The organism is Candidatus Acetatifactor stercoripullorum, from assembly GCF_944382095.1.
GTDB lineage: Bacteria > Bacillota > Clostridia > Lachnospirales > Lachnospiraceae > Acetatifactor > Acetatifactor stercoripullorum.
Map to the genome: position 1 here is coordinate 47,027 of NZ_CALWMU010000007.1, position 18,156 is coordinate 65,182.

An 18,156-nucleotide genomic window follows, 5' to 3' on the forward strand; every position below is an offset into this window, starting at 1 on the left:
TGTGCTGTGAGGATATTGTGGCTTTGTAATTTCATGCCGCCTGCTGCGGCCAGGCGCTTTGGGCAGGAGTCCACAAATAAGGAAGGGTGGCTGGATGGGCTGATGGGCCAGGTGCTCAAAAGGCAGAAAGAGAACGGCATTGTGCTGGCGGCGGCTTTTCCGGTCTCTTTGAGGGACGGCCTGATAGAGGACAGGGAAACTGTGTTTTCCAGAGTCCTTCAGGTGGGAGAAGGCACCCTTCATTGTTATGGATTTTATGAGGATACCGCCCGGCCTGAGCAGTATGATCCTGGCATAGAGCGGCTTATGGAGAAAATTACGGCGGATTTTGGACCGGATGTGGTACACTGCTTTGGAACGGAATACCCCCATACCCTGGCCATGTGCAGAGCCTTTCCGGATAAAGGGCGGCTGTTAGTAGGGATTCAGGGGCTGTGCGCCGTTTATGCCAACACGTATTTTGCCAGTATGCCGGGGAGGGTGATTCGCCGCATTACCCTGCGGGATTTCTTAAAAAGGGACAGCATTCCGCGCCAGAAGGAGAAGTTTGCGGCCAGGGGCCGTATGGAGACAGAGGCCCTTGGACTTGCGGGAAATATCACGGGAAGAACCGCATGGGACAGGCACTATGCCAAAGAATGGAATCCTGATGCGGTTTACTACAGTATGAATGAAACGCTGCGGGAGCCCTTTTATGAGGGCTGCTGGAAGAAGGAGAAGTGCGTTCCCTTTTCCATTTTTGTAAGCCAGGGAGATTATCCTGTGAAGGGCCTGCATTACCTGCTTCTGGCGCTGCCTGCCATCAGAGAAAGGCATCCGCAGGTGAAGGTGTCCGTGGCAGGAAACTGTATTGTGAGAGAAGGGGGGCTTAAGGAAAAGCTGAAAATCTCCGCCTATGGAAGGTATCTGCAGGAGCTGATAGAGAGAGGGGGGCTTAAGGACTGCGTGGAGTTTCTGGGAAAGCTGAATGCGGCGCAGATGAAGGAACGCTATCAAAAAAGCAGCCTTTTCGTCTGCTGCTCCACCATAGAAAACTCTCCCAATTCCCTAGGAGAGGCCATGATCCTGGGAATGCCCTGTGTCAGCGCCGATGTGGGGGGAATCCCCAGCATTTTCCGAGGGGGGACGGACGGCATTTTGTACAGGGGCTTCCGCACAAAGGAAAATTCTTTTGATAACATGCGTGATTCTTTTGACGGCCATGAGCCGGAGCTGGAAGAAATTGTAAAAGGGCTTACAGAGGCGGTGCTGGAAATGTGGCGGGATACAGATAAAATGCTTCAGTACTGTAAAAATGCAAGAGATCATGCAGAAAAAACCCATGATAGAGAGAAAAATTACCGGAAATTGACGGAGATATATGCAGACATTCAGGAGAAAAAGAAAGGAGTGCCGCAGACACGGGGATGAAATTTGTATTCGTATCCAATTATCTGAACCATCATCAGATTCCCTTTTGCAACGCCATGTATGAGCTTTTGGGGGGAGACTTTGCCTTTGTCCAGACCGAGCCCATGGAGGAGGAGCGGGTGAGAATGGGATGGAGTAAGGACATCCAGGCTCCTTACCTGAGACTGTACTACCATGAGCAGGAGGCCTGCAGAAGGCTGATTGCTGAGGCCAAAGTGGTATTTTTTGGAGGCACGGATGAAGAGGGCTACATAAGGGAGAGATTGGATTTGGGAAAGCCTGTGATCCGCTACAGCGAGCGGCTGTATAAAAGCGGGCAGTGGAAGGCGGTGTCCCCCAGAGGGCTTTTGAAAAAGTATCAGGATCATACAAGATACCGCAGGCAGCCGGTGTATATGCTCTGTGCCGGAGCTTACGCAGCTTCGGATTTTCATATTGTGAGGGCTTATCCGGGAAAGCTGCTTCGCTGGGGATATTTTCCGGAAACCAGGGAGTATGCTGTGGATCAGCTGATGGCCCAAAAAAAGCAGGGCAGCATTCTATGGACGGGAAGATTCCTTGACTGGAAGCATCCTGAGCTTGCCATAGAGACTGCCAGATACCTGAGGGATAAGGGATACGATTTTCAGATGGAGCTGGCGGGGGGCGGAGAGCTGGAGCCCCTTGTGAGAGAAAGAATAGAGGAGTACGGGCTTAAGGAGCGGGTCAGGCTTTTGGGCTACCGCAGGCCGGAGGAAATACGCCGCCTTATGGAGCAGGCCCAGATCTATTTGATGACCAGCGACCGCATGGAGGGCTGGGGCGCTGTGGTAAACGAGGCCATGAACAGCGGCTGCGCGGTGGCCGCCGGTCATATGGCAGGAGCTGTGCCCTTTTTGATCAGCCAGGGCAAAAATGGACTGATTTACCGTGATGGGCATAAAAAAGAGCTGTTTGCCGCAGTGGAGAGGCTTCTGCAGGACAAGGAGCTGTGCGGAAGGCTTGGCACAAATGCCATAGAGACCATTACCCAGGAGTGGAATGCTTCCACAGCGGCCAGGCGGCTTTTGGGGCTCTGCGTCAGACTGGGCTTTTTGGAGAAGGGGGAGGCAGCCGGGGAGATTTCCCTCACGCCGCCTCTCACAGGACCCTGCTCTCCTGCCCCAGTGCTGTCAGAGAGGCGGATGAAATGGAGAAAGCAATGGAAAAACCCTTGATTAGTGTGATTGTTCCGGTTTACAATGTAAAAGAATATCTGCCCAGATGTGTGGCGTCCTTGCAGGCACAGACCTATCCCAATCTGGAAATCCTTCTGGTGGATGACGGAAGCAACGACGGCACCGGGCAGCTGTGCGACAGCCTGGGGGCAGAGGATGAACGAATCCGGGTGTTCCACAAGGAAAACGGAGGCTCCTCCTCCGCCAGAAACCTTGGAATAGAACAGGCCAGAGGCGAATATCTGGGTTTTGTGGACAGCGATGACTATGTAGAGTATAATATGTATGCACTTTTGCAGGAGGCTCTTGGGAAATACGGGGTGAAGGCTGCCCAGATTGGCAGAGATGAGATTTCCCAGGAGGGAGAAAGACTTCCTGATATCTGCGTTCCTCCTTCTTCGCCGGAGTGCATAGAACCGGAGGATTTCCTGCGGGAACTGCTTCTGCACAGAGGAGACTGCTCCTTTTGCACCAAGCTTTTGAAAAAAGAGGTGTTTCAGGGACGGCGCTTTCCGGAGGGTGTGCTGAATGAGGATTTTCATCTGCTGGTGGAGATGCTGCCGGACATAGGCGGCATTGTGTCGCTGCCAGAGCGGGGATATCATGTTTTTTGCAGAATGGGAAGCAATACCAGAAGAAATACCGGATTTTCCCGAGTGTTTTCCGACAATGTGGACAATGCGGACATGGTGATGGAGCTGGTTAAAAAACATTATCCGGCTCTTTACAAACAGGCCAGACGCTTCGGCCTTTACCAGCGGCTGGACTATATGCTTCACATTCCGATTTCGGAAATGAAGGGGGAGAATCAGGAATACGGCCGGATAAAGGGGTATCTTAGAAGATATTGGGCAGAGGGAATGGCAAATCCCTTTCTCACTCCCCAAAATAAGGCTTATCTGACGCTTCTTGCGGCGGCTCCTAAGACAGTGCGCCGGATACACAAAAAGGTGAAACGATTATGAAAAGGTTGAATGATATCAGGGTAGGTATTCTGAAGATACCGGTGACGCGGATTGCGCTTTTGGTGGTGTCCGACATGGTCTCCATTCTGGTGGCCTCGGTGTTAAGCCTCTATGTGCGCTATGATTTCAAATTCATGGATGTGCCCAGGGAATTCTGGGTGGCGGTGCTTGACGCCTACTGGTACAATGCGGTGATCGTGGCGGTGGTGTTTGCCATTTTCAAGCTCTATAATAGTGTGTGGCGGTATGCCTCCGACACGGAGCTGGTGAACAATGCCATTGCGGTGGTGATTTGTTCCATTATGCAGCCGGTGATCTTTTGGATAGAGGGCGTGCGCCTTCCTACCAGCTATCCCTTCTTTTACGGCTTTTTTCTCATGCTTCTCACCTGTGGCGTCCGTTTCAGCTACCGCATTCTGCGCATACTCCAGAACCGGAGACTCCATCATTTTGGGGGAAAGTCCCGGGTCAACTGCATGATTGTAGGGGCCGGGGCTGCGGGAAACGCCATCTTAAAGGAAATAGAAAGCAGCAGCTATCTGAGCATCCACGTGGCCTGCGCCATTGACGATAATCCGGGATGCCACGGGAAATATCTGCGTGGAGTTCCCATTGTGGGCGGCCGGGAGTCCATTCCGGACAACGTGGAAAAGTACAATATTGATGAGATCATAATCGCCATTCCTTCCGCCAGCAGACAGAAGCTAAAGCCCATTCTGGAAATCTGTAAGGAGACAGGATGCAGGCTGCGCATCCTCCCTGGCATGTATCAGATCATCAACGGGGATGTGAATGTTTCAAAGCTCCGTGAGGTACAGATTGAGGATCTGCTGGGCCGGGACCCCATTGAGGTCAATGTGGAGGAGATCATGGGCTATGTAAAGGACAAGGTAGTGCTGGTTACCGGAGGGGGCGGTTCCATCGGCAGCGAGCTGTGCCGCCAGATTGCCCAGCATGCCCCCAAGAGGCTTGTGATTTTTGATATCTACGAGAACAGTGTTTACGAAATCCAGCAGGAGCTGAAGCAGAAATATCCAAAGCTTGACATGGTAGTGCTCATCGGTTCTGTAAGGAATACGGCCAGAGTCAATGAGATCTTTAAGAGATATCGGCCGGATATTGTGTATCACGCGGCGGCCCACAAGCATGTGCCCCTTATGGAGGACAGCCCCAACGAGGCTGTGAAAAATAACGTGTTCGGCACCTATAAGGTGGCCACGGCGGCGGACAGGTACGGGACAAAGCGCTTTGTGCTGATCTCCACGGACAAAGCGGTGAACCCTACCAACATCATGGGAGCCAGCAAGCGTATCTGCGAGATGATCATTCAGAATTTAAACCGCAGCTCAAAGACGGAATATGTGGCGGTGCGGTTTGGAAATGTTTTGGGCAGCAACGGCAGCGTGATCCCGCTGTTTAAAAAGCAGATTGAACAGGGCGGCCCAGTGACCGTTACCAGCCCGGATATCATCCGTTATTTTATGACCATCCCCGAAGCCGTGTCTCTGGTGCTTCAGGCGGGCGCTTACGCAAAGGGAGGAGAAATCTTTGTGCTGGATATGGGAGAGCCCATGAAGATTGTGGATCTGGCCAAAAACCTGATCAAGCTTTCCGGCTACCGGGTGGGGGAGGATATCAAGATCGAGTTTATCGGCCTGCGCCCGGGAGAAAAAATGTACGAGGAGCTTCTCATGAATGAGGAGGGGCTGCAGGAGACTGCCAACAAGATGATCTATATCGGCCGTCCCATAGAGTACGATGCGGATGTGTTTGAAAAACAGCTGGAGCGTCTCAGACAGGCATCTCTGGATGAGGAAAGTGATATCAGGCGTTTGGTGCGGGAAATCGTGCCCACCTATCATTATGAGGAATAAGGAGGAAGCTCATGTATCCGAGGTTTAAGCGGGGAATGGATTTTATGATGGCCCTTTTGGGGATGATAGTTTTGTCCCCGGTGTTTCTTTTGCTGATAGCAGCCATAAAGCTGGATTCCAAGGGACCGGTGCTTTTTCGCCAGAAAAGGGTGGGAATCCATAAGACCCACTTTATGATCTTGAAATTCCGCACCATGCGGGTGGATACGCCAAAGGATATGCCTACCCATCTTTTAAAGAACCCACAGCAGTATATCACCCGGGTGGGCCGCTTCCTGCGCAGAACCAGCCTGGATGAACTGCCTCAGATCATCAATATTTTAAAGGGGGACATGGCTGTGGTGGGACCCAGGCCCGCCCTGTGGAACCAATATGACCTGATTGCCGAGAGGGACAAATACGGGGCGAACGATGTGCGCCCCGGTCTTACGGGCTGGGCGCAGATCAACGGCAGAGATGAGCTGGAGATTCCGGTGAAGGCGGCCCTGGACGGGGAATATGTGAAACGGATGGGCTTTCCCATGGACTGCAGATGCTTCTTCGGCACGTTTTTTAAGGTGCTTCGAGGAGACGGCGTAGTGGAGGGCGGCACGGGAAGCCTTGAGGAGGAGAAAAAGCCGTCTTGTCACAAATAATTTTAACTACTTGTGACAGAAATACCTTTTGCCATCAACATTGTAGATCATTGTAAATCTGGTAATTTTGGCAGATTTCCTTTGGGTGGGGGATGCTTCCTAAACAGACCCTTGCTGGCCGCCGGTACTTAGGCTGTGTCCTCTGCAGCCTTATGTACCGCTGCGGTCAGCTCGGAGCGAAAGCGTGTCTGTGTGGAAGCGTGCCCCACGCAAAAGCAGGAATAGCAAAATTTCAAAATTTTTATTAAAATTACCTGGAAAAAGGAAGCAGCATGAAACATTTATTGATAACCGGCGTCCATAGTTATATTGGAAATGCGGTGGAGGCGTATCTGGAGCAGTGGAATGAGGTGGAGGGACAAGGGCGGTACCAGGTGGATAAGATTTCCTTGAGGGATGGCTTCCCAAAGCCGGACGGGGAATCAAAATGGGACGCTCTTTTGCATGTGGCGGGAATTGCCCATGCGGATATAAGCGGCGTGTCCGAGGAAACCAAGGCCCTCTATTACCGGGTAAACAGGGACCTTACGGTGGAGACTGCAAAATGGGCAAGGCAGGCTGGCATTCCTTTGTTTATTTACTTAAGCAGCGTGATTGTCTACGGGGAGAGTGGGAAGGCCTGCCGGAATGTGCATATTACGGCGGACAGAAAGCCCGCGCCTACAAGCTTTTACGGGGACAGTAAATACCAGGGGGAGCTGGGCTTGCAGGAATTGGAAACGGAGGATTTTCATGTGGCAATCCTGAGACTTCCCATGGTTTACGGAAAAGGCAGCAAGGGGAATTTCCCCATGCTGGTAAAGCTTGCAGAAAGGCTTCCCTTTTTTCCAAACATTGAAAACAGGCGGAGCATGATTTATGTGGAAAATCTGGCGGAATTTATCCGCCTTTTGACAGAGAGCGGGGAAGGGGGAATCTTTTTCCCGCAAAACGAGGAGTATGTGTCCACCGCTGAACTGGTAAAGGAGATCGGGACTGCCAGGGGAAAGAAAATTCGGCTCGTCAGGGCGTTGAATCCTTTTGTGAGACTGGCCCGGGTTCTGCCTGGAAAAGCGGGGGGGATGGCAGGCAAGGCATTTGGTTCCTTGACCATTGACCTGGGGATTGATCAGGGCCCGGAGGGATATCGGAAATATTCCTTTTCAGAGAGCATAAGGAAGAGTGTTTGAAATGACAGTGAGTATTATCACCATTGCATTTAACAGCGAGCGCTGTATAGGAGCTACCATAGAATCTGTGCTGGCACAGCTGGAGGCGCCTGCGGAATATTGGATTATCGATGGGAAAAGCAGTGACGGGACAGTTGATAAAGCTGAGACTTACCGAGACGCATTTGCCCAAAAAGGCATTTCCTATCACATTATAAGCGAGTCGGACGGGGGGATTTACGACGCCATGAACAAGGGAATCCGTCTGGCAGAAGGAGAACTCATAGGGATTTTAAACAGCGGGGACACTTACCAGCCGGAGGCGGTAAAAACTGCTGTGGAGACCTTTCAGAGCCAAAAATGTGATTTGATGTTTGCTAATATACGAATACACCGGATAGGAGGCGGCAGCTTTGTAAAAAAGGCCAGACTGCGTAAATTTCAGACCTCCAGGGACTGGAATCATCCCACCACCTTTGTGCGGGCCAGGCTCTATAAGGAGAACCCCTTCCGGGATATGGGCATCCATGACGATTACGGCTTTTATCTGCAGATGGTGCGCCAGGGACGGAAAATCGTCACTGTGGATCGGGTGCTGGCAGATTTTTATCTGGGGGGAGCAAGCAGCCGCAAAAGCTTAAAGGAGGCCGCAAGGCGTATTCGGGACAGATACCTCTACTGCTACCGCATCAACGGCTACAGCAGATGGTATTTTGCAGAATGTGTGGGAATTGAGGCTTTTAAATTTCTTTTTGGATAATTCTTTTTCGATAAAATCCTTCTGCGACACAGATATTTCCAGTGGACAACGGGAATTTCTATGTTATGATACGGCATGGAGGCGTTAACAGGTACAAAGGAGTGACTTCATGAAAAAATTTTTATTGTTGTTAGGTACCATATGCTTAATGGCTGGTTTGTTTTCGGTCGGTGCATTCACCTATGAAGCCCATGCTTTGGATGAGGAAACCGCTGTCTGGGTTGAGGAGGCCAGAGGGGCGCTTCAAGAAATTGTACAAGAGAGGGATATCATGGCGCTGGTGTATCTGAGCGATGAATATCCTGTGCGTGTGCAGGCTTCCTATGACGCGGAGGTACTGGTAACCGTACCCAGCGGACAGATGGTGGAGATCAAGGATGTATTTGTGGACGATAATTACGAGGTCTGGGAGTACGTAAGCCTGCTGTACGGAACCCAGGAGTATCAGGGATATATTCCCCGGTCCTTTCTGGCGTGCTCCGATGAAAAATTTTTGGAGTGGGAAGCAAGCTACGGAATGAATCCTGCGGCAAATGTGGTTGCCTACTCTGCAGACGGAACCCAGAGGTATGTGGACATCGAACAGTTTCCCGCAAGCTATCAGGCAGCCCTTACCGCTCTGAAGCAGAAGCATCCCAACTGGACCTTTGTGAAGATGAATACGGGTCTTGACTGGGATACTGTGATTTACAATCAGCTCCAGGGAGGGAGAAGCCTTGTGTATAAAACCTTCCCCGATTATACCAAGGCGGGGGCATACGATGATGGAAACTGGTTTTATGCCACGGAGGAAATTCTGGAATACTATATGGACCCCAGAAATGCTTTGACAGAGGATGCGGTGTTCCAGTTTGAGCTTTTGACCTATAATAAGACCTATCATACGGAGGCTGCTGTGGAGACCTTTTTGAATAATACCTTTATGAACAGCAGCCAATACGCGCCGGGAACCAGTATGACCTTTGCCCATATCTTCTGGGCCATTGGAGCGGAGGAGGGCAGAGAGGTGAGTCCTTTTCATCTGGCGGCCAGAGTATACCAGGAGCAGGGACAGGGCACATCCGGCCTGATCTCGGGAACCTATCCGGGCTATGAAGGATATTATAATTATTTCAATGTGGGCGCAACGGGAACCAGCACCACCCAGGTGATTGAAAATGGCTTGAAATATGCCAAGGAGAAAGGGTGGACGGATGCCTATTTTTCCATTTTGGGAGGGGCGGACGTGATCTCCGCCAACTATATTAAGAGAGGACAGGATACCCTGTATCTCCAGAAATATAATGTGAACCCCAATGGCTATTATGCCCTGTATACCCATCAATATATGCAGAATATTTCTGCCCCTACCAGCGAGGGAAAAAGCATGAAAAATTTGTATGCAAGCGCCAATTCGCTGGAAAACACCTTTGTGTTTAAAATTCCCGTTTACGAGAATATGCCAGAGGGGGCATGCCCCATGCCCACAGCCTCCACGGATGTGATTCTGGAGTATCCCCAGGGCTACAGCGATACCATAGTGTATCTGGACGGCGTTGCCTATACAGCACAGGCCCAGAATGGGAAATATGTGGTGAAGGCGCCGGATACCGGCGCAAAAACGGCGGTGGTTTACCGCTATAACGAGTCAGGGGTGCCTGTGGGGATGTATGTGTGGACATTAAGCTATGCCAATAACGCCTATACGGCTACGGCTCAGCCGGGACTGGCGGATCTTTTGACCTACCACGGATTTTCCATCCGCATTACAGGAAATTCCGGCATCCGCTTTAAGACCGGTATCTCTACGGATGTAAGAGCTGCGCTCACGTCAGGGGGCGTGAACGGTTACAAGCTGAAGGAATATGGCACTCTCGTGATGAACAACGCCAACAGAGCCTCCTATCCCATGATCAAGGGAGGGGAGAAGGTGTTAAGCGGCATGTCCTATGGCACCAACGCAAGCGGCGGCCTGGAGGATAAGATTTATGCTACCACCGGAGGAAGATATCACTTTACCTCGGTGCTGGTGGGGCTGCCTGCCAACCAATATAAGGTGGAGTATGCCTTTAGAGGCTATATTGTGCTGGAAAAGGACGGGGCTCAGATTACCCTTTATGGCCCTGTGGTGGCAAGGAGCATTTATTCTCTGGCACAGCAGCTTTTGCAGATGGGAACCTATCCCCAGGGCTCTGACGCAGATTTATTTTTGAGACAGCTTATCAGCGACGGAGACGCAGCGGGCTGAGGAATGACAGGAGAAAGGAACAGCGGAAACAGGTTAACCTTTTTAGACAGGAAAGGATGAGGAGATGAGGAAAAAATTAATCTATGGATTGCTTGCAGGCTCGGTTCTTGCAGCCATGCTTACAGGCTGCGGGGATGGCAGTGAGGAAAGCGGTGCGGGAACCAGCTCTGAGGTTGCGGTGATTTCCCCCGAACCGGCCCTTTCGGATACGGAAAGAGAAATTCTCGATTATGAGTTAAAATACAATACAGGTGAATTTACCATGGAGGATTATCAGGCTCTGGCCGGGCTTTACGGGGAGGCGGGACTGATCCGCAGACAGAGAGATATGCTGGAGGAGAGCTACCGTTTATATGAGGACGCCCAGGCTTTTGAGACATTGCAGGGACTGGCGGTGAATCTGGATGAGGAAGAGGAAGGCGTGAAGGCGGAGGCCCAGACCATGCTGCAGAATCTGGAGCTGTCGGAATATCTGGGGGAAGCCGTTCACATGATTGCCAGCGATGAATGGCTGGACACCATGATGCCCAAGCTTTATCAGGGACAGAGAAATTATTTTTTAAAGCAGGACGAGCGGGCGGCGCTGACCATACAGGCTGGATTTGACGCAGCGGGGAATTCCTTCTCCAACGTATGGTATGTGAGTGGAGAAAACCAGGTGACCTTTGTGTCCAGAGCAGGCGCTGTGGTGCAGGTGCTGACCACCGGATTGGCGGAGGGAGCATATAATGGCGCCTTTGAAATCTGGACCATAAACAGCGCAACAGGCGATGTTTACAGGGAGCAGGGCACCTTTTCAAACAATGTGGTTACAGGGGAGTATACTGCGGCTGTGCATCAGGGCTCGGAGGCGGGAGACGCCTTTGATTTGTGGAGCAACCGTGAGGGCCTCTCCTATGTAACCTACACGGGAGCCTTTGACAGTGAGGGAAAGACCACTCTGGAGCAGCCCTCTGAGGCTTCCATTGCAAGGCTGCTTTCGGAAAGCGAGAGCGAGCGGGCCGTGGTGTTTGCCTATGGGGAGGATGAGAGCGACTGCCTTTTTGCAGAGCTTTCGGGAGATACCCAGGCGGAGGGATATCTTTTTTCCATTGACGCTTTGGGAGTTGGAGTTTATCCCAGCTATACGCTTTACGAGGCGGCGGACGCAGGTCAGGCCCAGGAGGATGCGGCAATGGATGGGGAAAATGGCACAGATGAAAACAGCACAGAGGAAGAAAACGGCACCCAGGAGCCTTCTCAGGGCCAGGCCGGCGTGAGAATCTTTGACGGTGAGCTTCAGTATCTGGACGGAAATACCTGGGTCAGCGCAGGAAGCCTTGAGGAGCTGCTGGAGCAGGATCCCTTCCAGGCTTATGCTCAGGCACGGGAGACATTTTTGGCAGAAAAGAGAAGCCAAAGCAGTGGTGAGAGCGCTGAGGGCAGCAGCGGAAGAACCTTTGGCATAGGAACCATTACCAGCCAGAGCACTAACTCGGGCGGTTCCACCGGTTCCTCGTCCTCTGGCTCAGGTTCCTCTTCTGGTTCGGGCTCCTCTTCCGGGCAGAGCTCGGGAGGAACCTCCAGTACACCGGCTCCTACGCCCACACCTACTCCCACCCCTGAGCCTCCCGCACAGGATTCGGGCGGCGGTTCCTCGGGCGGCGGAAGCAGTGACAGCGGCTCTTCCGGTGGCGGAGACAGCAGCGGAGGCTCCGGAAGCACGGATTCCGGCTCTTCTGGTGGAGGAAGCTCCTCCGGCAGCTCGGACGGCGGTGACAGCAGCGGTGATGTGGATATTGAATGGTCGCCGGATATTTTGTAAACGGGTGAGGCCGAACTGTTACAGAAAATTTGATTTGGTGCATGCGGCATAGCTTTAAGGGCTATGCCGTTTGTGCGTGGTGCGATGCCCGCAGGCCGTTTTGGGGTTACAAGATGATTTTTTTGTAATATTCTCGCACCGCCGTGCCCGTTCCCACAAGAAAGGCTGCAGAGATTTTGACCGTCCCTGGGTCATAAAAAAATTGCAACGAATAGGTTGAATTTCTCCTATTTTTGGATATAATAAAAGTATCGAAAGTAAAGGAGGTTTTCCTATGAACATCAATACAAATAACCTTGTTTCTATTACTGAAGCAAACCAGAACTTCTCCAAGGTGGCACGTCTTGTAGATGAGAGCGGTGCTGTCGTCATATTAAAGAACAATGTTCCCCGCTACCTTGTCGTAGAATTCTCTGCGGCAGAGCAGGAGCAGATTGCTGCCGATGAGGATGTTATGTCTATTTCAAAGCGCTTGATTGAGAAGAACCGTCAGGCTTACGAGGTACTCGCCAAATGATTAGACTTTCCAAGCACCAGATTCTTCTTATCCATGACCAACTTATTGCTGAGACTGGCGGATTGTCCGGTCTGCGCGATGAAGGAATGCTGGACTCCTCGCTGAATGCTCCGTTTCAAACATTTGGTGGGGAGGATATGTATCCGTCTCTCCAGCAAAAGGCGGCCCGGCTTTGCTTCGGCCTTGTCAAAAACCATCCATTTGTGGACGGAAACAAACGAATTGGCGCACACGCAATGCTTGTGTTTCTTGCTCTCAACGGCATTGAACTGCAGCATTCACAGTCAGAGCTTTCAGATGTGATCCTCCAGCTTGCCGCCGGAGAGATTGAAGCAACGGACTTGCTGCGCTGGATTCTTGAACACCAGAGTTAAGGGGCCGTTGCAAAATAGATGAGTAATCATCTATGGAGCAATGGCTCCCTTTTTATTCCTGAAAACAGAAAACGGACCCCGAAGAGCCCGTAATCTATGGTATAATTAGATATGCCTATTAACCAAAAATACCATAAAAATTATACCGAATTCGGCGAGCCTTATCAACTGGTTTTGCCATTAAATTTGGAAGGTTTGGTTCCTGATGATGATTCTGTCCGACTGCTGAGCCACGAACTGGAGGGATTGGATTACAGCTTGCTGTATCAGGCTTACTCTGCCAAAGGCAGAAATCCGGCAGTGGATCCTAAGACCATGTTCAAGATCCTGGCCTATGCGTATTCCCAAAATATTTATTCATCCAGAAAGATTGAAACAGCATGCAGACGTGACATTAACTTTATGTGGCTGCTTGCCGGACAGAAAGCTCCCGACCACAGCACGATTGCCCGTTTCCGTACCGGCTTTCTGGCGGATGCCTGCGAAAATCTTTTTTATCAGATGGTCCGCCGTCTTTAGGAAAGTGGTGAGCTGTCAAAAGAAACGGTATTCATTGACGGTACAAAGCTGGAAGCCTGCGCCAATAAATATACTTTCGTCTGGAAAAAATCCATAGGGAAATGGGAAGCAAAAATGTTCCAGAAAATACAGGAGGCAGTTTCTCTTTTGAATCAGGAATACATACAAAGCTTCCAGGCAACTGAATCCACAAGGACACAGGATCTTCAGGAGATATGCCGGTTTCTGGAACAGGTCTGCGAAGAACAGCATACCGTTTTTGTCTATGGCAGAGGGAAGAGAAAAAGCCGTAATCAGAAATACCTGGAGCTGTTCCGGTGTTTTCTGGAACGTCAGACAATCTACGGCTGGCACACCGCCAGTTTCCAGGGACGAAATAATTACTGCAAAACCGATCCGGACGCTGCATTCATGCACATGAAAGATGACCATATGCGCAATGCCCAGTTGAAACCGGGATATAATGTACAGATTGCGGTGGACAGTGAATACATTGTGGCGGCGGATATTTTTCAGGACCGCAATGATGTCTGGACTCTTGTCCCTTTCTTACAAAGAATGGAAGAAAAGCTTGGATTTCGTTATCCCAGTGTAACGGCAGATTCCGGATATGAAAGCGAAGAAGGATATACCTATCTGCGAAAGCAGGGGCAAAAGCCGTACATCAAACCGCAGACATATGAAAAGTGGAAAAAGAGGAGTTTTAAGGAAGATATCAGTAAGCGTGAAAACATGGAGTATGATGAAATAACCGATACTTATATCTGCCATGCCAGGAAAAAACTGCGTCCGCTTTTCCTGAAAAAGCAGAAAAGCAAGAGCGGCTATGAATCAGAAGTAACTGTCTACGAATGCGAAGATTGTACGGGTTGTCCTTATAAAAAGAAATGTACGAAAGCAAAAGGGAATAAACGGTTATATGTCTCAAAAAGTTTTTTAGAGAAACGTCAGGAATCATATGAAAATATCCTGAGCGAGAAAGGGATTCTATACCGGATGAACCGTTCGATCCAGGTGGAAGGAGCCTTCGGAGTTCTGAAAAACGATTATGAATTTCAAAGATTTCTGCTGCGGGGGAAAACCAAAGTAAAACTGGAGATACTTTTACTTAGTATAGGCTATAATCTTAATAAACTCCATGCTAAGATACAAAAAAATCGGACTGGAAGACATCTCTTTCCATGCCATCTGTTACCGCGTTCCGCATAAATTTTAGAGTGGCAGGAATGGCAGAGAGACATCAGATGCGCTTGGCTGCTGGATTCCGTCCTTACTTTTCGTAACGTTGGCTTTCCAGTTTCTGATGCTCCTCACAAAATTAGGGCATACAAAAAGCCTACTCTAACGATTTTCATATAACCATCTGACGTAAGGTGCCATGAGAGGACGGGAGTTAATCACTTCCTCCTGCTCGATTTATGAGACTTGCAGGCTGTTTGTGGCTCGCCGGGTGATTTTTTGCTTGTAATATTCATGAAAAAAGCTATAATAGGAGCGGGAATCCTGCAGGGCAGGAAACAGAAGCGTGAAACAAATTTTACTTATGGAGGTTGCAAAAGTGCTGCTTGTATCATTAAGCTGGCTTTGGATTGGAGGCTCGGCCTGGCTTTGGGGAAAAGGAGCTTTACGGCTTTTAAAGCGTCTTACCGGGGAGGCGGAGGAAAGTCTTGACATGACTGTGCTGTCCGGTCTCTGCCTTTTGACGGTATATGCCCAGATATTTAGTCTGTTTTATAAGGTGGGGCTTTTGGCAAGCGCACTATTGCTTTTGGGAAATCTGGTTCTTTTCTTTGTGCTTAGGAGAGATTTGCAGAAGTTAATAAAAAAGGCAGTGAAAAGTCTTTGCAGCGCCAGAAAGAACCTGCTTGGGGCAGCGGTGTTTCTTGCCCTGTGCTTTTTTGTGCTTGCACTTTCCGGTGGGAGAGTCACGCATTATGACAGCTATCTGTACCATGCGCAGAGCATTCGGTGGATTGAGGAGTATGGGGTGGTGCCAGGGCTTGGAAATCTGCATAACAGGCTGGCGTACAACAGCTCCTTTTTTTGTCTGCAGGCGCTTTTTAGCCTGAAGTTTCTGGTGGGACAATCCTTGCACAGCATGAATGGATTTATCGCCCTGGTTTTTCTCTCTTACGGGGTGTTTTCCATGAAGGCCTTTCGACAGCGTCGCTTCTTTGCCTCTGATTTTCTGCGGTTAACACTTTTTGTTCTTTATACAAATGATTTTGGCTATTTACTTATCAGCTCTCCCGGCTCCGATTTTCCGGCCCTGGGGTTTACGGCGTACATTCTGATCAAATGGGTTTCTGCACTGGAAGATGGGGAAAAGAAAACCGCACCCTATGCCCAACTGTGCCTGCTTGGGGTGTTTGCGGTGTCTTTAAAGCTGTCGGCGGCCATGATTGTGCTTTTAACTCTCCTGCCTGCCGTATGGCTGATCCGGCAGAAGAAATGGGGAACCATAGCGGTATATATTGCATCGGGGCTTTTGATTATAGCGACCTTTTTGGCACGCAACGTTATTATTTCCGGCTATCTTTTGTACCCTTATGAGGCTTTGGACTTGTTTTCGCCGGATTGGAAAATGCCCGCCTATACCCTTGCCTTTGACCGGAATGAAATCAAGGCATGGGGATGGGGACTGAATGATGTAAGGCTCTTTGACACACCCTTTAGGGAATGGTTTCCCGTTTGGTTTTCCGGGCTGAGTGCCCAGCTGAAGGCTTTGTTCTTTGCCAGCATACTTTCCGGGGCGGCGTCAGTGCCTGTGGGACTGTGGATGGGCATAAAAAAGAAGGACTGGAATTTTATGCTGGTCTGCGGCACCATGCTTTGCAGCATGGGATTTTGGTTTTTCGGCGCGCCCTCCCCCAGGTACGGCATGATATACCTGACCCTTCTGCCCTTTTATATCCTTGGGCTGTTGGCCCAAAGGGCTTCGGCCTTTATAAAAAGAGACTGGATTTTTTCCGGCGCAATGGCCACAGCAGTGATCGTTTTTATTTGGCCTCTGGGAAAAGGGGCTGTGACAGGAGACTTAAGCTACGAAAAAATATGTGCGGATTATGACAGCCTGGCTTGTACGGAATATTTTTTGGGAGATCAGGTCATCTATGTGCCCGACCAGGGAGACCAGGCTGGATATTATGCCTTTCCCTCCACACCCTACGCTGCCAGACTGGATAAGATTGAGCTGCGGGGAGAGACCCTCAAGGAGGGCTTTCGTATGAAGGAGGAATATAGGGAGGCTTTTGTGTCTACTTATGGAGAGGTGTATGAGGAGAATATGTTTGAGTAAGGAGGGTGTTCAGGGGATTTTGCATGAATACAGAAAAGTGGGAGATAGTTATGGTCAAGAAGGGAAAAATGCGCTATAATACTTTGACAGGCATTCCCTGTATTCAAAAGTTCACAGAGAATGGGTTTTAGCGAGGCGAAAATGGTCATTTTACAGATAAACAGTCATTACAATCAGGGAGGTGCGGCGAGAATTGCAGCCTGTATTCACGGACAGCTTCTAAAAGAGGGACAAAAGTCATATGTGGCATATGGGAGGGGGAAAAAAATACAGGAGGCAGAGGCGGCTGCCCAGAATCTATATTGTTTTGACAGGCCATGGGAGGTTTATTTTTCCGCTCTTGTGAGCCGGGTGATTGGAATAAACGGCTGGAGCAACAGAGCTGCTACCAGAAGGCTGATTGCCTACATGGAAAAAATACGTCCTGATATCGTCCATCTGCATGCCCTTCATGGGTATTATTTGAATTTTCCTATGCTTTTTGGGTATTTAAATGAAAAACAGATCCCTTGTGTCTGGACTTTTCATGACTGTCACGCCTTTACGGGAAACTGTGGGTACTATTTTGACTGCGAGAAATGGAAAACAGGTTGTGGAAGCTGTCCCCATATTCATAATTATCCTGCCAGCCAGTTTTTTGATTTTACCCATTATATGTGGAAAAGGAAACAGAAAATGTTTACAGAAGGGGATAGAAAGGTGATCGTAACGCCGTCCCGCTGGCTGACAAAGGAGGCGGAAAAATCCTTTTTTGGCAGATATCCTTGTGTGACCATTTCAAATGGGATAGATGTAAAGAACACCTTCTTCCCTCGGGATAAGGCGGCGTGCAGGAAAAAGCACGGCTATGAGGAAAAGGAACGGCTTGTGCTTGGGATCGCAGCAGGCTATGGCGACCCAAGAAAAGGGGCGAAATATATTATACAGCTGGCCAGAGATCTGGAAGGTGAGGCAAAAGTTATTCTCATTGGATGGGAAAAGAAAAATGATGCTTTGCTGGAAGGAACAAAAAATATCATTCCATTGCCAGCCACGGATGACCTGGAACTGCTGGCAGAATATTATAGTATGGCGGATGTGTTTGTACTTCCTTCTCTGGCGGAAAACTATGCCACGGTGACTTTGGAGTCTATGGCTTGTGGAACGCCGGTGGTGGGCTTTGCTGTGGGGGGAATTCCGGAGCAGCTTGCGGAGGGAAGAGGAATTGCGGTGAGAGCAGGGGATCAGAGAGCTTTTACCCGGGCGGTGAAGCGGGCTCTTTCCCCTGAGAGCAGACTGCTTTGTGGAAAAGCATTGGCTGCTGTGATGGAGAAGGAAAATTCCACAGAAAAAATGACAGAAGCGTATATGGAGCTGTACAAGGGATTGCTGGAGAAGAGATAAAAGTTAGAAAACTCCCGTCAAATAGAAATGGATGCACGCCTCGACA

Annotated in this window: 13 protein-coding genes and 1 pseudogene; all 14 read left to right on the top strand. The window is 49.9% G+C overall.

Annotated elements, in window-relative coordinates:
• Positions 1 to 6: 6 nt before the first annotated feature.
• The 14 genes and pseudogenes from SHK35_RS03475 (at position 7) to SHK35_RS03540 (ending at position 18,110) form a co-directional block, all read left to right on the top strand.
• Positions 7 to 1,410, top strand: coding sequence for a glycosyltransferase family 4 protein (locus tag SHK35_RS03475; protein ID WP_318708588.1), 1,404 nt, complete (start codon positions 7 to 9; stop codon positions 1,408 to 1,410).
• The gene (locus SHK35_RS03480) at positions 1,407 to 2,606 is read left to right on the top strand and encodes a glycosyltransferase family 4 protein (protein WP_318708589.1); all 1,200 of its coding nucleotides are present in this window, start codon (positions 1,407 to 1,409) and stop codon (positions 2,604 to 2,606) included. The genes SHK35_RS03475 and SHK35_RS03480 overlap by 4 nt, the downstream gene beginning before the upstream one ends.
• Complete coding sequence (locus SHK35_RS03485; RefSeq protein ID WP_318708590.1) at positions 2,579 to 3,571, top strand: glycosyltransferase family 2 protein; 993 nt, start codon at positions 2,579 to 2,581, stop codon at positions 3,569 to 3,571. The genes SHK35_RS03480 and SHK35_RS03485 overlap by 28 nt, the downstream gene beginning before the upstream one ends.
• Positions 3,568 to 5,445 (top strand): polysaccharide biosynthesis protein, encoded by a 1,878-nt coding sequence (locus SHK35_RS03490; RefSeq protein ID WP_318708591.1) that lies wholly within the window; start codon positions 3,568 to 3,570, stop codon positions 5,443 to 5,445. The genes SHK35_RS03485 and SHK35_RS03490 overlap by 4 nt, the downstream gene beginning before the upstream one ends.
• A gap of 11 nt (positions 5,446 to 5,456) precedes the next feature.
• Positions 5,457 to 6,080, top strand: a complete 624-nt coding sequence (locus SHK35_RS03495; protein ID WP_318708592.1) for a sugar transferase — start codon at positions 5,457 to 5,459, stop codon at positions 6,078 to 6,080.
• Positions 6,081 to 6,352: 272 nt separating this feature from the next.
• Positions 6,353 to 7,249: an NAD-dependent epimerase/dehydratase family protein gene (locus SHK35_RS03500; RefSeq protein ID WP_318708593.1), complete on the top strand. Its 897-nt coding sequence runs from the start codon at positions 6,353 to 6,355 to the stop codon at positions 7,247 to 7,249.
• 1 nt (position 7,250) lies between these two features.
• Positions 7,251 to 7,988 (top strand): glycosyltransferase family 2 protein, encoded by a 738-nt coding sequence (locus tag SHK35_RS03505; RefSeq protein WP_318708594.1) that lies wholly within the window; start codon positions 7,251 to 7,253, stop codon positions 7,986 to 7,988.
• Between the two features lie 109 nt (positions 7,989 to 8,097).
• Positions 8,098 to 10,215, top strand: coding sequence for an N-acetylglucosaminidase (locus SHK35_RS03510; protein WP_318708595.1), 2,118 nt, complete (start codon positions 8,098 to 8,100; stop codon positions 10,213 to 10,215).
• Positions 10,216 to 10,279: 64 nt separating this feature from the next.
• Complete coding sequence (locus SHK35_RS03515; RefSeq protein WP_318708596.1) at positions 10,280 to 12,019, top strand: hypothetical protein; 1,740 nt, start codon at positions 10,280 to 10,282, stop codon at positions 12,017 to 12,019.
• Between the two features lie 274 nt (positions 12,020 to 12,293).
• A complete protein-coding gene (locus tag SHK35_RS03520) occupies positions 12,294 to 12,536 on the top strand; it encodes a type II toxin-antitoxin system Phd/YefM family antitoxin (protein WP_318702803.1) in 243 nt (80 codons plus the stop codon).
• Entirely contained in the window at positions 12,533 to 12,910 is a 378-nt protein-coding gene (locus SHK35_RS03525; protein ID WP_318702804.1) for a type II toxin-antitoxin system death-on-curing family toxin, read from the top strand. The genes SHK35_RS03520 and SHK35_RS03525 overlap by 4 nt, the downstream gene beginning before the upstream one ends.
• Positions 12,911 to 13,021: 111 nt before the next feature.
• A pseudogene (locus SHK35_RS03530) lies at positions 13,022 to 14,638 on the top strand (IS1182 family transposase).
• 316 nt (positions 14,639 to 14,954) lie between these two features.
• Positions 14,955 to 16,727: an LIC_10190 family membrane protein gene (locus SHK35_RS03535; protein ID WP_318708597.1), complete on the top strand. Its 1,773-nt coding sequence runs from the start codon at positions 14,955 to 14,957 to the stop codon at positions 16,725 to 16,727.
• A 141-nt stretch (positions 16,728 to 16,868) separates the two neighbouring features.
• The gene (locus tag SHK35_RS03540; protein WP_318708598.1) at positions 16,869 to 18,110 is read left to right on the top strand and encodes a glycosyltransferase; all 1,242 of its coding nucleotides are present in this window, start codon (positions 16,869 to 16,871) and stop codon (positions 18,108 to 18,110) included.
• The last annotated feature ends 46 nt before the right edge of the window (positions 18,111 to 18,156 follow it).

Excerpts from the sequence above, each read along its gene's own strand:
- SHK35_RS03520 (WP_318702803.1), top strand. The coding sequence starts at position 12,294 with ATGAACATCAATACAAATAACCTTGTTTCTATTACTGAAGCAAACCAG.
- SHK35_RS03495 (WP_318708592.1), top strand. The coding sequence starts at position 5,457 with ATGTATCCGAGGTTTAAGCGGGGAATGGATTTTATGATGGCCCTTTTG.
- SHK35_RS03510 (WP_318708595.1), top strand. The coding sequence starts at position 8,098 with ATGAAAAAATTTTTATTGTTGTTAGGTACCATATGCTTAATGGCTGGT.
- SHK35_RS03515 (WP_318708596.1), top strand. The coding sequence starts at position 10,280 with ATGAGGAAAAAATTAATCTATGGATTGCTTGCAGGCTCGGTTCTTGCA.
- SHK35_RS03485 (WP_318708590.1), top strand. The coding sequence starts at position 2,579 with ATGGAGAAAGCAATGGAAAAACCCTTGATTAGTGTGATTGTTCCGGTT.
- SHK35_RS03525 (WP_318702804.1), top strand. The coding sequence starts at position 12,533 with ATGATTAGACTTTCCAAGCACCAGATTCTTCTTATCCATGACCAACTT.
- SHK35_RS03480 (WP_318708589.1), top strand. The coding sequence starts at position 1,407 with ATGAAATTTGTATTCGTATCCAATTATCTGAACCATCATCAGATTCCC.
- SHK35_RS03540 (WP_318708598.1), top strand. The coding sequence starts at position 16,869 with ATGGTCATTTTACAGATAAACAGTCATTACAATCAGGGAGGTGCGGCG.
- SHK35_RS03505 (WP_318708594.1), top strand. The coding sequence starts at position 7,251 with ATGACAGTGAGTATTATCACCATTGCATTTAACAGCGAGCGCTGTATA.
- SHK35_RS03490 (WP_318708591.1), top strand. The coding sequence starts at position 3,568 with ATGAAAAGGTTGAATGATATCAGGGTAGGTATTCTGAAGATACCGGTG.
- SHK35_RS03500 (WP_318708593.1), top strand. The coding sequence starts at position 6,353 with ATGAAACATTTATTGATAACCGGCGTCCATAGTTATATTGGAAATGCG.